This window comes from Flavobacterium sp. 9R (assembly GCF_902506345.1).
Lineage (GTDB): Bacteria > Bacteroidota > Bacteroidia > Flavobacteriales > Flavobacteriaceae > Flavobacterium.
On the sequence record NZ_LR733413.1, the window covers coordinates 567793 to 583875 of the forward strand.

The window sequence follows — 16083 nt, forward strand, 5'->3', positions numbered from 1 at the left end:
TTTGACATAAACAAAAAAAAGCACTTAAAAAAACAGTGTTTAAAAATAAATATACTATTTATTATCATATTCATACATTATTTGTTTTTTAACTTCTTTTTATTCAATGTTTTTTATTTAAATCAAGTGTGGATAATAGTATTTTAAAAATATTGTAATCGATAACAATATCTTTATTGATTGTAATTCTGTTACTTGGACCCTAATTGAAGAAGCAAAGGAAGTGCTAAGTATTTGGTGTATAGCGAAAAAAAAGAACGAGGCATACTTTATGGTATGCCTCGTTCTTGAGTTGCTATTTATTTAAAGGATTAGCGCCAACGAGGGGCACCAATTTTTGAATCTATTAAGGTTTGATTCTTAAGTTTGAAATTACCAGTGGCTGCATTTTCAAATTGGGGATCTAAGGTGGTGTGAGTCCCAGAATTATCAAATTTTATTGGAGAGGCTGCAGTAGTGAAAAGTGCTGCAGCATTGAAATAATTGTTTTTAGAGAAAGTAGGTACTGTTGTTCCCGTCTGATTAGAATAGGTAGCTGTGGTTTGTGCAAATAGGGTATTGCTAACTGATAATACATTAGTTACAAAACGTACATACAGAATTCTATTTCCTGCAGCATTACATACATTGTATAGGGTACAGCTGTCGATGTTCACTTTTGTTGTCAATCCAGTTCCTGAAAGACCTGATGCGGCATCAATACGAATAAAGTCTCTAGTTGGTGCACAATTATTGAATGTACTGTTTTTAATGTTTAAGTCGCTAATATGAGTAGTTCTGAAATCAATAAAATCACCACTGTTAGTTACAATGTTAGTTACTATACAGTTGTCAATGGTAATCGAAGGAACCTTTGCGCTGGCTACATTACCTCCTAATAAGGAACGATCAAAGTCATGAATGTCACATCCACTAATTAGCAATGCGCCATATGTAGTGCTAGCTGAATTGAATCTGATGGCGTCTGTTAATGTTTTATCGCCATTCATATCCAAGTCCAACAAAGTAATATCTGCAGCGCCACTTGTTACTAAGAAATTCACATGCAATAATGGTTTGTTAAAGCTATACAACCCTCTGATAGTTATTGGTTTGTTGATTGTAATCGTTCCTGAAAAAGCTTTATAGTCTCCGGGAGCTAAAACAAGAATTGCACCTGAAGCCGCATTAGTTATTTTATCATTTAAATTGTCTTCTGGCTTAATAAGTATTCCATTTCCGATATCAATTCCTGTTTTGAAGGTCGTGTTTCCACGTTTCTTCGTGTTGTTGAATAAATCGGCAGTGTATTGCGTTTCACCAGTCAGACCAGTAATTACAGCTACTCCTTTTGTTTTTTCTTCTGCTGTTAAGTTGCGTTGTATTGCTCCAGGATTTAAGGTAATATGGGTTACAGTACTATTAGCCACCCATCTCAAAGTAGCTTGTTTAGCTTCAATTTCGGCTTCTATTATGGGTAAAAATAATTGTTCAGATAATGTTTTGGCTGTAGTTATGGACCATTTTGAATCTTCAAGTCCTGTTGCGCTAATTCCTTTTACTCTTATTGAGTAGGTAGTTTCTCCTTCAAGAGCTACCTGAACAGGAAGTTCTTTGGCGGTTACTTTTACTGTTTTAAAAATAGTTTTGAATTCGGTATCATCGGCACTAAATTCGACTACATAATAATCGATTGCTTCACTGGTTGTCCAGTTAAGTTCTACCGTAGTTTGATTTTTTACCTTAGCTGTTAATCCAATAGGAGAAAAGGCTCTGTCGGTTACTAAACTGTCAATTAATTCTTCGTTATAGCTTTCGCAACTGCTTGTCATTAGCGCTAGAAAGAAGAAAGACAGTAAGCCTTTTAGGATATGTTTTGTTTTCATGGTCATTGATAGCTTAAATTATTATTTTACTTTTTAGAAGACTAATAGCCATAATCATTGGTCAATTTGCCATTACTTCCATCGATAAACACTTGCCATATTGGCCAAAATTGTCGGTTATCTGGATTAACGCCTTCTTTGTACAAAGAGTTGAGTTTAGCGTCATCAAGTTTGGTCCATGCAAATGAGGTATAATCAACTCCAGGATTCGTTACTTCGCCTCTGTTTAAACCATAAATCGTTAGAGTCACATTGTCTGTTCCAAGTTTAAAATATAAAGTGCTCGGTACATCGGCATATTCTGCAGTACGTGCTTTTAGGTTGGCCATTTTTACTTTGGCTTCGTCTAATTTTGCTTTTAGTAAATTCCAACGAATCAATGCTTGTTTGCGTTCCATTTCGCCAGTAAATTCAAATTTATGTTCTTCTACAATTGCGTTGAACATGGTAGTTTTTGAGTTTAAAGCATTTACATAATTATCTACTTTTTGAGCATGCACTGCTGGAGCAAAGGCTCTTCTACGAATTTCTTTCAAATAAGGTGCAGCAGCAGCTGGTCCTTCTAATTCGTTAGCGGTTTCGGCAGCCATTAAAAGTATTTCGGCATAACGCATATACATTTTGTTTACGCCATCATCGTTGGTAGAAGTAACAAAACGTTTCATCCATTCGTAACGGTATTTTCCGAAATACCAAGTGTCTAATGCGCCTAATTCTTGTTTAGCAATGCCGTTTACTGCAGCTCCATATTTGTAAGGAACACAAGTAACATTTCTTCTGCTATCCGCTTGGTCATAGTCATAAAACACATGAGGAAGTGGTCCTGCAGCGCCTCCACGATTGCTTCCGTTGGCATGAAATTGGTCATTGGTGGTATGTCTAACAGCGAAAGTAAACAACATTCTACCTCTACCATCTGCAAAAGGAAGTTCCCAAAGCGATTCACCACCAGCGGCAATGTTTTCTTGATTGTAGTTTTTCCATAGGGTTTCGAAAGAAGATTCCAAACGAGCGGAACCACTACTAATTACTGAACGGCATTCATCTAAGGCCAGTTTGTACATTTTTTCAACAGAAAGTTCAGCATCCTTACTTCTTCTAATTCCGTCAGGGTATTGTTGAAAGCCGCTTGCAGCAAGAGCCAATCTAGCTCTAAGTCCTTTTACAAAAGCTTTGTTTACTCTTTCAACAGTAGTAGTATTAGAGCTTTGATTTGGCCAAGGAACTAAAGTAGCTGCTTCTTCTAAATCTTTTAATAGTTGTTTGTAGATTTCATCACGATTGGTTTTAGCCAAATAAATAGTTTGCGAATTAATCGGTTCAAAACGAGCTGGAACGTCTCCCCAAGTTTTTAGTAAATCAGCATAATAAATGGCTCTTAGTGTTAATGATTCTCCTAAAAGATATCCCAAATCAGTTCCTGGCTCTGGTTTTCCAAAATTTCTCAATCCACGAATACAAATATTAGCTCTTTCTATTCCAGAATACATCATTGCCCAAACATTGTTGGTTGTATTCATTTGGGTATTGGTGGGTTTGGCATCGTACACACACAAATCGGCATTATCCCCAGCAGTTTGTGAGGTGTTGTACCATTCGGTGTCAGTATTCAATCCGTACCAAGGTAAAAAACGTCCTCGATAAGAGTTGGTTTCTGCAAAAGGTATTTTGATTCCATCCACAGCGCCTTTGGCTAAACCTGCGTTTGAAAAAATTACTGATTCATCTAAGGTTGATTTTGCTGGAGCCTCTAAATAATCATCTCCTATGTCCTGACAAGAAGAAAATAAGCCTGCTATAATTATTCCTGCAATTACTATCTTTTTCATATTGTACTACTTATTAAAATTAAAAATTTAGATTTAAACCAAAAACCACTTGTCTGCTTCGCGGATATGGTGAATAATCTACACCAGGTGTAAGAGGGGTGTTTCTTCTGGTTGAAACTTCAGGATCAAGACCTGAATAATTGGTCCACACAAATACATTGGTAGCTGTAGCGTAGATTCTAAATTTGGTTGCTCCAATTTTATCAGAAACATCTTGAGGAAGTGTGTACCCTAAAGAAAGAGTATTTAATCTCAAGAAAGAACCGTCTTCTATAGCCCAGTCGCTCAATACAAATCTTGACATCATAGGAGACCATAGCGTTGTATTAGCATTCAATGCGGCTAATTCTGTTGGATCGGTTACTAGTTGTCCAGCTGCATTAAGGTTGGTCCATCTTTTGCCATCGGCCATTTCTGAGCTCAAGTTGCGGTATTGACCATTTGGAGTGGCAGTAGTAAATTCAATTTTATTGGCATTGTAAATATCATTTCCAACGCTCCAGTTGAAAGCTGCCGAAAGATCAAAGCCGTAAGCATTGGCGTTGATGACCATACCACCTGTATGTTTTGGATTGGCGTTACCAATGATGGTTAAGTCTTTTGCATTTACAATACCATCTCCATCAATATCTTTTAGTTTCATACTTCCAGGAGCCACAGTTCCTACCACGGTAGAACTGTTTGCTACACCTGTTTTTAAAGTATAAGTAGTTCCATTAAAGTCAAAATCCGAAACTTCATAGCGGCCATCGCTTTTGTAACCGTACATTTGTCCAATAGGTTGTCCTACATTTACAACATAATCATTTCCAATGGCAGTAGATGCCCAGTTGGTTGCTTCACCGAAGTTTTGCATCACCCCAAGGGAGTTGATACGGTTTTTGTTGATTCCGATATTGAATGAAAAATTCAAACCATAATTTTGTTTTTCAAGTGCGATAACATTTAATGAAGCTTCAAAACCAGTGTTTTGAGTTTCACCCATATTTCGGTATTGATAATCATAACCAGTACCAGGAACAGGAAAACGGATTAAAAGATCTTTGGTAATGTTTTTATACATTTCCACCGTTCCACTTAATTTTCCGCTGAATAATTCATAATCAAGACCCACGTTTTGAGTAACCGTAGTTTCCCATTTTAAGTCGGGATTAGCAAGTATTTTTGATGCAGACCAATAGCTGGTTACATTGTTGATCCAAGCAGAGTTTGAAGACTCAAAATTTTGAACAGTTTGCCCTGTTGGAATATTATTGTTTCCAGCTTCACCATAACTTAGTCTTAGTTTAAGAGCATTCAGCCAGTTTACATCTTTCAAAAAGTCCTCTTCAGAAATTTTCCAAGCAATTGCTGCTGCTGGGAAATAACCCCAACGATTGTCGCCTAGGAATTTACTGGAACCATCTGCACGATACGTTGCTGTAAATAAATAACGGTTTTTATAATCATAGTTCACACGACCAAAGAAAGAAAGTAGTTTGTCGTCTGGACTGAAAAAATTAATAACCGATTGAGGTTTTCCTTGCGAAGAAAGGTTTTTAGCACTAGTAAAATCAAAAAACTTAGGAAAACCGTGAATAGTGCTTGCAATTTGACTCGAACGTGAATCAATCATTTCTTCTCCAACTAGCACTTTCAATTTGTGATTTTCACTTAGGATGTTTTTAAAATCATAATTCAATGTGTTGGCATTTCTAAAACGAGTATCCTTGCGTTCACTTATGATAATCGAAGGTAAGCCTTGATTTTCTGCTGCAGGAATGTTGTTTACATAGTAAGTAGAGCGACCATAGAAACGATTGTCAGAATATGTATAATTGTCTAAACCAAAATCAGATTTGAATTGAAGATCTGGAATGATTTTCCAACCAAAACTTCCTAGCATGTTATAATTGGTTCTCTCTTGTTTTCGGTCATTATCAGCTACAGAAACAAAAGGATTCACCAAATAACTCGACAAAGCCTCATCGGTATCATCTGTTGTTAAACCAGGAAGTGGAATAGGAGAGTAGCCCACACTATGACGTAATCTTGCATCGGCAGACGAAACTTCTCTTTGCTCATTTACCCCTCCACCGTTAATTTCAGTGTCTGAATAACGTAGGGTAAACGAAAGGTCAATTTTGTCACTGGCTTTGTTGTTCAAACTCAAGGAAACGTTATTTCTGTTGAAATCGGAACCAACCATAATCGCTTTTTCGTCAAAACGAGCGTAGTTAAAATTGAAATTCACTTTGTCTGAACCTCCGCGAATGCCTAAATCATGACTTTTTACTTCACCCAATCGACCGTAGATTTGCTCCTGCCAATCGTTGCCTTTCATACCGAGGTATTGGTCGTAATCTTGCCATTGTCCAAAATATTTTTCGTAAGAAGGAATATCGTTATCTAATACGGCATATTCATATTGAAGTTTTACGAAATCTTCTGGTTGTAGTACATCTATTTTGTTGGCTAAGCTTTTTACGCCATAAAAGGTATTGTAGTTAACGGTTAACTTTCCGTTTTTTCCTTTTTTAGTGGTAATAATCACTACACCATTCGCACCTCTAGAACCGTAAATGGCAGTTGAAGAAGCGTCTTTTAGAATAGAAATATTATCAATATCCGATGGAGAAACGTCGTTGATGCTGTTTACAGGGAAACCATCTACAATGACAAGTGGAGAACTGTCTTGTGTTAACGAACCCCCTCCACGAATTCTGATTTTGACATCAGCGTCTGGAGAACCTTCTGACGAAGTAATTTGTACCCCAGCAACTCGTCCAGTTAATGTTTCGGCAACATTTGCAATTGGTTGTTTTTTTAAATCAGCACCTGAAATTGAAGAAACAGAACCTGTTAAATCAGATTTTTTAGAAGTACCGTATCCAATAACAATGACTTCTTTTAAGGTTTGTTCTTCTGATTTTAAAGAAACATTAATGGTACTTCCATTTGCTTTTACTTCTTTTTTCTCGAATCCAATGTAGGTGAATACCAAAACAGCATTTGGGCTCGATACTTTGATGGCGTATTTTCCATCAAAATCACTTGAACTTGAGTTAGTAGTTCCTTTTTCAATAACATTGGCTCCAGGAATAGGCAAACCAGTATTGTCGGTTACAATCCCCTTAATAGTCGTGCTTTGAGCAAAACTTTGAATACTCATGAACAAACAGAGTAACAAGAGTAACAACCCATAAGGATGTATTTTTTTACTTGAAAAGTGGTTTAAATTCATAATTTATGTCTTAATAGTTTGTTGTTTATAGTTTATTGTTGTTGTTTTCTTTGATGACTTCACCATTGATTTTGGTTTCGATAAAACGAAGGTTTTCAACATGTTCTAATTGAAATGTTTTGCCTACTTTGTCTATGGTAACATTCTTGAAGAGAATATTTTTTACAGGTGATGTTGCATATCCTTTGGCTAGGATGCCATATTTTCCGCCATCTTTTACTTGTACATTTTCTAAAGTGATATTTTCTACTCTTGGAATAAAGGGGCCTTCATTATCTCCTTTGTACACAGAGTAAAACATATCCACTCTTAGTACCGCTTCTTTGACTTGACCCACTTGTAGGTTTCTCACATGAATGTTTTCGATTAAACCGCCTCGTTTGGCATTGGTTTTTATTCGTATGGCTCGGTCTAAATTGGGGCTATCCATCAAACAGTTTTCTACATATACGTTACTCACTCCTGCTGATATTTCACTTCCAATAGTCACTCCACCATGACCATCATACATTTTACAATTTTGAACGATGATGTTTTCGCTTTTAATGCCTACTCTTCTGCCATCAGCATCTCTTCCTGCTTTGATGGCAATACAATCGTCTCCAGTGTCAAAAATGCAGTTTTTAATCCACACATTTTTTGAATATTCTGGATCGCAGCCATCATTGTTTGGCCCATGACTTCTTACGGTTACGCCATCAACCACAACATTAGTAGATTTGATAGGGTGGATGATCCAAAACGGAGCATTGGTGATGGTTACATCTTGAATCAATGTGTTTTTACATTCAAAAAACTGAATAAAGTTTGGCCTCAAATACCCATTGTTTCCAAAAACTCTTTCTTTTACAGGGATGTTTTTCTCGGCCATATCTACTAAGCGAAATCGATTGAGAGGGTCGTTCTGACTAGGCATTCCTTCTTTCCAACCATATTCGTCTTTGCCACACCAAGACCACCAGTTGTCATTCGCAGCTTGACCGTTCAGTATCCCTTTGCCAGTAACGGCTATATTTGTTTTTTTGTAGGCGTAAATAAGAGGGGAGTAATTCATTAACTCGGTTGCTTCAAATGAAGTATGCACCAGCGGATAGTAATCGTTCGGATCAGTACTGAACAAGATTTCGGCTTTGTCCTCCAAATGTAAATTTACATTGCTTTCTAAATGAATAGGACCTGTGAAGAATTTTCCGTTAGGAACAAGTACTTTGCCTCCACCATTTTTTGAGCAAGCAGCTATGGCTTTTTTGAATGCTTCGGTGCAGTTGAAGGTTCCATTTGCTATGGCACCAAAATCTAAAATATTGTATACTTTGTTTTTGAATTGAGTTGGTTTCATTGATTTAATTACCTTATTCATCTGAATCCAAACTTTATCTGTATTTGTCGCACTATTTTGTGCTTTTGCCAGAAAAGAAAAAGTAAAAATATTGGTCAGCGTGAAAAGTGTAACGATGGAATGTTTGATTTTCATATTAGTTTTGGTTATGCTATTCTATTCAAGTGAAAAGAAAGAATATCAATTATGTAATCGATTACACAAATCTAATATTTTTTTTTATATAAACAAAAAAATGCCATAAAAAAACAAGTAGTAAAAAAAAAGGAATCAATTTTTATCATATTCTTAATGAATAAGAATTAATCCTGCTTTTTCAATACCCAAAAAATAAAAAAACAGCGCAAAATAAAAGAAAAAATATTTTTTAGTGCAATCGATAACAAAAGAAGAGCTAAATGTATTTTTTTTAGTAGATTTACCGAAGAACTATTTCACAATTTATCCAATATATGGACCAAAAAACAACAATTTATGATATTGCCAAAAAGCTCGATATCACCGCTGCAACGGTTTCTAGAGCTTTGAACAATAATCCAAAAATTAGCGAGGCAACCCGAAAATTAGTATTGGAAACCGCTGCTAAAATGAATTATAAGCAAAATCGATTAGCACAATCGCTGCGCAGTGGAAAAAGTAATAACGTTGGGGTAATTGTTCCTCGTATTGATGTAAACTTTTTCGCATCGGTTATTCGTGGTATAGAAGAAGAATTACATCCAGAAGGCTATCATGTCATTATCTGTCAAACACACGAAGACGAAAAAAGAGAAATTGAAAACATTACAACCTTAATGAATGCTCAGGTTGATGGTATTTTGATGTCTATTTCGAATATGTCCAAAGAAAACGATCCTGTTATAAAACACGTAGTAGATAAGAATGTACCACTCATCTTTTTTGATAGAAAGAAAAAAATGGATGGCGTAAGCTCGGTGACCATCGATGACTTTGAAGGAGGTTATTTGGCCACCAAAAATTTGATTGACGCAGGTTGTACCCGAATCGCGCATTTTTCAGGTGATCGTTCTTTGGAAATTTATGAAAACAGGTTCAAAGGATACGAACAAGCGCTCAAAGATTTTGGTTTAGAATGGAATCCCGATTATGTCATTCAAACTAAAAGTAACGTTGATGCTGGTCGCAACGCAGTAACAAAATTGTTGAGCCTACCCAATCCTCCGAATGCTATTTTTTCTTCGAGTGATTTTGCTGCCCTGGGTGCCATTCAAGAATTAAAAGAAAACGGCATCAAAATCCCTGAAGATTTCTGTGTTTTTGGTTTTGGTAATGAGCCTTTTACTCGTTTTTTAGAGTTGTCTATTTCTTCAGTAGACCAGTCCCCACTTGAGATGGGAAGAATGGCTGCCAAAGTATTTTTGGAACAAATCAACAATACCGACAACATTAAAATAGAAAAGAAAGTTGTCCTCAAACCCGAATTACAAATCAGAAAATCTTCGACTAGGTAAATGCCCCCTAACCCCCAAAAGGGGGAACATAGCTACTTAAAATTTTAACCGCAAAGTTCGCAAGGTTTTACGCAAGGGGCGCAAGGTTTAGCCCCCTATCCCCCAAAAGGGGGAATATATAATAAGTGAAAATTTAACCACAAAGTCCGAAAGGAACGCAAGGTTTAAATACATAACGTTCGCTATTAATCCGTTTCATCCGTGAAATCCGTGGCAAAAATTTAACCACAAAGTCCGCAAGGGTTTATGCAAGGCTCGCAAGGTTTATAACGGTTAAGTAATTAACCAAAACCACTTCATACCATCAAAAAAGCTGTTGAAAATAAACTCCAACAGCTTTTTTTATAAACAAATTAAACCCAAAATTTTTATAAAGAAACGCCTCTTTTCCAAGGAATAAAATCATTCTGATTCAGTATAGCGGCTTTGGTTTTAATGGTTCCACTGGCGACATCAATGATGAAATCCAACATTTCATCGGCCATTTCTTCTATTGTCTTTTCTCCTTTAATGATGCCACCCGTGTCGATATCTATAATATCCGACATCTTTTGTGCCAATTCAGTATTCGATGAAATTTTTACTACGGGCGCAATCGGATTACCTGTTGGTGTTCCTAATCCAGTTGTGAACAACACCATATTGGCTCCAGAGCCCACCATAGCTGTAGTACATTCTACGTCGTTTCCAGGAGTGCAAAGCAAAGTAAAGCCTGACTCATTAATATATTCTCCATAATCATAAACCCCCACAATTGGAGAAGTTCCTCCTTTTTTTGCTGCTCCAGCCGATTTCATCGCATCGGTAATCAAACCGTCTTTGATGTTCCCTGGCGAAGGATTCATATCAAATCCAGAACCAGCATCTACTACTGTTTTTTCGTACCATTGCATCAATTCTAAAAAGCGTTTTCCGTCTTTATCATCAATACATCTGTTTACTAATTCTTGCTCAACTCCACACAATTCTGGGAACTCCGAAAGAATTGTAGTGCCGCCCAAAGCCACTAAATTATCAGACAATACTCCCAGAGTTGGATTGGCCGAAATACCTGAAAAACCATCCGACCCTCCACACTCCAAACCAATTTTCAGCTTAGACAAAGGCGCTGGAGTTCGCTGAATTTTATTAGCTTCTTTTATGGCATCAAACGTGTCTTTCACCACGCTACTCAACATTGCTTCAATGGTTCCAATCGATTGTTGGTCGTAAATCAACACAGGTTTTTTACTGTTCGGATTAATAGCATCCAAAGCGTCTTTGAAAATCTGAATTTGAAGATTCTGACAACCCAAACTCAACACCGTAGCACCAGCCACGTTAGGATTGTTCACATAGCCTGCTAGTAATTTAGCCAAGCTGTGTGAATCCTGACGAATTCCGCCACAACCGCCTTGATGCGTGATGAATTTTACCTCGATGTTGTTGAATAAATTAACTTCGTTAGATGCGGCTTCATTGCCAGCACCGCCCGTTTCTGATTTCACTAACGAACGCAACAAAAGTTGGTAATCATTCTCTTTGGGTTTCATCAACTCTTTTTCAAAAATATCTTTTAAGATTTCGATATTTCTGTTTTCACAAAACACTAGCGGAAAAAACAGCCACACATTTTCAGTTCCTACTTGTCCATCTTCTCTGTGATAGCCCATAAACGTTCGGTCTTTCCATTTTTCAATATTGGGCACCGTCCATCCAATAGATTCTGTTTTTCCAGTAACTTTATCACTTTCGTGCTTCACATTGGCAGTAGACAAAAGCCCTCCTTTTGCTATTCTCGCACTCGCTTTCCCTACCAAAACACCATACATAATGATGCGGTCTCCAGCTTCTAGAGGTTGCAATGCAATCTTATGTTTCATTTTCACATCCGATTCGACAGTGATGGTTTCGTTTTCAAACGAAAGTACCTCACCAGCGCTAAGATTCACTAGGGCAACAGCTACATTGTCTGTTGGATTTACTTTTATTAATTTCTTTTGCATTTTAATCAAGTATAAAATGTTGCTATTATTTTTCTAAACCATCTCCAAAACACTACCGTTTCAAAGATTTTTGGGCGTGCCCCTCCCGAAAAAGGTCGGGTCGGGCTATCCGTTCCCGCTTTTTTATAACCTGTCAAAAAAAGCCAGCTTACAAAAAGAGCTCCACTGCTATCCCTCACGCAATCCCTGCTATAAAGAACGTTTTGTTGTTATTTAATTATTATAGGTCGTTTGTTTTAGCATAGTAGGGTTGCATTACAAAACTTCACGCCTATTTACACTATTAGTCGTTATTCCTGCAAGGTCTTTTTTGGACCTTGTAGGTATTTAGAAATCAGCGTACTATTGTTTGCTAAAATTTTCTAAACCTACTTCAATTCCGTTGCTGTTTATTTCTTCGATTGCACGAACTAGAGCCTCTTGTAAACCACTCACAACCGTTAAATCTTCGTCCCAAAACGCTACGGTTGCCAATGTTTTTTGTACCACTTCTTCCGTAGTGCTTGATTTCCAAATTTCAGCAAATGCATCAGTAATATCAGTGCTATCATCTACTGGCAAAAGCTTTCCTTTCCAAGTTCCTTTATAAAACAAAATCAAGCACGCCAATGAAAAAGTGAGATGAGTAGGGATTTTGCCATATTTAGCGACATATCCTAACAAGCTTGGTAGTACTCGCACTTTAAATTTTGAAATAGAGTTCAGCGCTATGCTAGACAAATTGTGTTTTATAAATGGATTTCTAAAACGGTCCAAAATTTCATCGGCAAATTCATCCAACTCCTTTTTGTCCATCGCGATGGTTTCGTTAATTTCTTCAAAAATGGCTTTATGAACGAAGCTTCCTGTAAAAGGATTATCGACCGTTTCTTTTACGGTTTCGTTTCCATATAGCAGCGAAAACGGAACCATAGCGGTATGAGCACCATTCAAGATTCGTACTTTTCTTGTGCGGTACGGTTGCATATCGGCTACAATCTTTACATCGAGTTTGGTTTTATCAAACGGCAGTTTTTGTTTCAGCGTTTCGTCTCCTTCGATAACCCAAAGGAAAAAAGTTTCGGCGGTTACGATAAGATTGTCGCTGTAGTCGAGTTGTTGGTTGTAGGCTTCTATTTCTGCTCTTGGATAACCAGGAACAATTCGGTCTACCAAGGTATTGTGGAAAGAGTTGCTGTTCAAAATCCAAGTGCTAAAAGCTTCTTCCAATTGCCAATCCGAACAATATTTTAAAATGATTTCTTTTAAAGTATCGGCATTATTATTAATCAATTCACAAGGAATAATCGTCAACCCTTTGGTAGCATCACCTTTAAAATGTTTAAATCTTTCATACAAAAGTGCGGTTACTTTGGCAGGATATGAATTGGGCGGTTGCATTGCCAAGGTATCGTTAGCATCATAAGCAATGCCCGATTCTGTCGTATTAGAAATGATAAATGCCAAGGCTTCTTCTTTGGCCAAAGCCAAATAGCTTTCGTATTCTTTGTACGGATTGATGCCTTTGACCAAATTGGTAATCAGCTTTTTCTCCTGAATTTCTTGACCTTTACTCAATCCTTTCATAAATAGGGTATAGAGCCCATCTTGTTCGTTTAGCAAATGAACCATCCCATTTTCTATGGGTTGTACAACGGCTATGCCCGCATCAAAATTTACGGTATCATTCAGCTCCTGAAAGGCATAATCAACAAAGGCTCTAAGAAAATTTCCTTCGCCAAATTGCACTATTTTTATCGGATTTCTTTCGGTTAATCCTATGTTTTCGCTATTTAATTTTTTCATTTCTAGATATATAAAATAAATATTTCTTTTTCGTTCTTTTAGACACCGCTGAACATAGCAAACCCGCCATCTACAGTGATTCTTGTTCCAGTCACAAATTTGGAAGCATCGCTGAGCAACCAAATCAAAGCTCCTTCGAGTTCGTTGGGCGTTCCAAAACGATGTAACGGAGTCTTATTGATAATTAAGTTTCCTCTTTCGGTCCAGCTTCCATCTTCATTGGTGAGCAAACTTTTATTTTGTTCGGTTAGCACAAATCCGGGAACAATCGCGTTCATTCGGATAGCATCGCCATATCGTTTGGCCAATTCTAGGGCAAACCATTGGGTGTAACAGTCAATTGCGGCTTTTGCTAAACTATAACCAAGCACTTTTGACACCGCCAAATGAGCCGTTACAGACGAAATGTTGACAATACTTCCTGAACACGTTTCTTTTATGGCTTCGCCAAAGACTTGAGTTGGTAAAATCGTTCCCAATAAATTGAGCTGCATTACCTGTTCCAAAGCCGGAATGTCCAGTTTGAAAATATCTTGCTCAGGCTGAATAATCGCTTTTGGCTGATTTCCTCCTGCGGCATTAACGAGTCCGTCAATTTTACCAAAATGTTGGAGCATTTTTTCTCTAGCGGCAAGCAGTTGTTGTTCGTTCGTTACGTCTGCAATTAGCGGAAGGGCTTTCCCACCAGCAGCAATAATGGCATTAGCTCTTTCGTTGGCAATCGCTTCATTTCTACCCAAAATCCCCACAGCTCCGCCAGCTTTGCTCACACTATTCACGAAAGCCTCTCCAATTACTCCTGTCGCTCCAGTAATTACAATGACTTTTTCTGCTAACGAAAAATTATTTTCCAAAATGCTTTACTTTTAATGGGTTCGTTAGGCTCTTATTGCTTTGATGGTCTCCAAGGTTTGTTTTACTTTTTCTCGTAAACCATCAAAATCTTTGGCGTTTAGTATTTCATTTGAAATCAATTGTGAACCGATTCCAACACAAGTTGCGCCAGCATCGAACCAACTTTTCAGATTGTCTTCGGAAGTTGAAACGCCGCCTGTTGGCATAATACTCGTCCAAGGACAAGGACCTTTTATGCCTTTTATGAATTGAGGGCCATAAATATCACCCGGAAATAATTTTACAATTTCGCAACCCAATTCTTCGGCTTTGGCAATTTCAGTAAGCGAGCCACAGCCGGGTGACCAAAGTACTTTTCGGCGGTTACAAACTAGGGCAATATCTTCTCTCAATACAGGAGTTACTATAAAATTGGCTCCCAATTGCATATACAACGAGGCGGCAGCAGCATCCGTTACCGAGCCTACGCCCAAAATCATTCCGGGCAATTCCGCTAACGCATATTTGTTGAGTGCTCCAAAAATTTCGAAGGCAAAATCGCCTCTGCTGGTAAATTCCATCAAACGAGCACCTCCATCATAACAGGCTTTGAGTACTTCTTTGCCGAGTTCCACATCTCCGTGATAGAATAAAGGAATCATTCCTGTTTCTTTCATTACGGTTGCTACTTCGATTCTTGTGTATTTTGCCATAATTTTATTGTTTTATCGTGATACTAATCCCGAAGAATCGCCATCTAAACTGTTTTCTACTTCTTTTAAAGTTGCTAAATTATAATCGCCAGCAATGGTGTGTTTCAAGCAACAAGCTGCCGTTGCAAATGCTATCGTTTTTTGATAATCGTTTGGATACTGTGATAGTCCATAAATCAATCCTCCCATAAAAGCATCTCCGCTACCCACGCGGTCAATCACTGGAGTTACCTCTCTTACAGTTGCTTGATATATTTTTTTGCCATCAAATAAAAGTCCGCCAATGCGCTGGTGTGAGGCATTCACAGAGTAGCGTAGAGTAGTAGCAGCAACTTTTAAATTCGGAATATACTCTAGTAATTCATTATACCATTTTGGGAGTTGGTCAATAGCAGTATAATCGGGTGCTACTTTTGGTTTTCCGAGCATAAAAAAAGCAGTATCAATATCGCCTAAAATAACGTGACAATACTTTAATAATTTAGGCATCACTTCACTTGGATTTTTCCCGTATTGCCACAATTTAGAGCGATAATTTAAGTCACAGGAAATCGTAAGGCCTAGTTCGGAAGCGGCTTGAATAGCTTCTAGACAAGCTTCTGCAGCATTTTCTGATAGAGCAGGAGTGATGCCGCTCCAGTGAAACCAAGTAGCACCTTCCAGCGCTTTTTTCCAGTCAATAGTTCCTTTTTCTAGTGTAGACATTGCACTGTGTGCACGGTCGTAGACCACATTACTGCCACGCACTCCAGTTCCAGTTTCAAGGAAGTAAATTCCCAAACGCTCACCGCCCAAAACCACGTGTTGTGAACCTACATTCATTTTGCGCATTTCTTGAACTGCACAAGCCCCGATTTCGTTGTTGGGAACTCTCGTGACAAATTCTGAAGCAATGCCATAGTTGGCAAGAGAAACGGCTACGTTAAATTCGCCTCCGCCATAGCAAGCTTCCAATGTTTTTGCTTGAGCAAAACGCAAATGTCTTTCCGTAGAAAGGCGCAACATAATTTCTCCGAATGCTACTACTTTACTCATAAT

The 16083-nt window shown here is 37.8% G+C and carries 10 protein-coding genes; 1 reads left to right on the top strand and 9 read right to left on the bottom strand.

Going from position 1 to position 16083, the window contains the following annotated elements; genetic code table 11:
* Positions 1-311: 311 nt before the first annotated feature.
* From FLAVO9AF_RS02500 to FLAVO9AF_RS02515, 4 genes are read right to left on the bottom strand one after another with little or no spacing between them, the layout of a single operon-like run.
* Entirely contained in the window at positions 312-1865 is a 1554-nt protein-coding gene (locus FLAVO9AF_RS02500; RefSeq protein WP_159683755.1) for a DUF4957 domain-containing protein, read from the bottom strand.
* A gap of 41 nt (positions 1866-1906) precedes the next feature.
* Positions 1907-3694 carry a RagB/SusD family nutrient uptake outer membrane protein gene (locus FLAVO9AF_RS02505; RefSeq protein ID WP_159683758.1) on the bottom strand — a complete coding sequence of 596 codons (1788 nt, stop codon included), beginning with the start codon at positions 3692-3694 and terminating at the stop codon, positions 1907-1909.
* A gap of 19 nt (positions 3695-3713) precedes the next feature.
* Positions 3714-6917 carry a TonB-dependent receptor gene (locus tag FLAVO9AF_RS02510; protein ID WP_159683761.1) on the bottom strand — a complete coding sequence of 1068 codons (3204 nt, stop codon included), beginning with the start codon at positions 6915-6917 and terminating at the stop codon, positions 3714-3716.
* Between the two features lie 25 nt (positions 6918-6942).
* Complete coding sequence (locus FLAVO9AF_RS02515; protein ID WP_159683766.1) at positions 6943-8391, bottom strand: glycoside hydrolase family 28 protein; 1449 nt, start codon at positions 8389-8391, stop codon at positions 6943-6945.
* Positions 8392-8708: 317 nt separating this feature from the next.
* On the opposite strand from FLAVO9AF_RS02515, the gene FLAVO9AF_RS02520 reads away from it, so the two are divergent.
* Positions 8709-9728: a LacI family DNA-binding transcriptional regulator gene (locus tag FLAVO9AF_RS02520; RefSeq protein ID WP_159683769.1), complete on the top strand. Its 1020-nt coding sequence runs from the start codon at positions 8709-8711 to the stop codon at positions 9726-9728.
* 368 nt (positions 9729-10096) lie between these two features.
* On the opposite strand, the gene FLAVO9AF_RS02525 is transcribed toward FLAVO9AF_RS02520, so the two are convergent.
* The 5 genes from FLAVO9AF_RS02525 to FLAVO9AF_RS02545 form a co-directional block, all read right to left on the bottom strand.
* Entirely contained in the window at positions 10097-11713 is a 1617-nt protein-coding gene (locus FLAVO9AF_RS02525) for a UxaA family hydrolase (protein WP_159683772.1), read from the bottom strand.
* Positions 11714-12055: 342 nt separating this feature from the next.
* The gene (locus FLAVO9AF_RS02530) at positions 12056-13498 is read right to left on the bottom strand and encodes a tagaturonate reductase (RefSeq protein ID WP_159683775.1); all 1443 of its coding nucleotides are present in this window, start codon (positions 13496-13498) and stop codon (positions 12056-12058) included.
* A gap of 38 nt (positions 13499-13536) precedes the next feature.
* Entirely contained in the window at positions 13537-14352 is an 816-nt protein-coding gene (locus FLAVO9AF_RS02535; protein ID WP_159683780.1) for an SDR family oxidoreductase, read from the bottom strand.
* A gap of 24 nt (positions 14353-14376) precedes the next feature.
* Positions 14377-15045, bottom strand: coding sequence for a bifunctional 4-hydroxy-2-oxoglutarate aldolase/2-dehydro-3-deoxy-phosphogluconate aldolase (locus FLAVO9AF_RS02540; protein ID WP_159683784.1), 669 nt, complete (start codon positions 15043-15045; stop codon positions 14377-14379).
* 12 nt (positions 15046-15057) lie between these two features.
* Positions 15058-16080, bottom strand: a complete 1023-nt coding sequence (locus FLAVO9AF_RS02545; RefSeq protein WP_159683787.1) for a sugar kinase — start codon at positions 16078-16080, stop codon at positions 15058-15060.
* Positions 16081-16083 lie beyond the last annotated feature (3 nt).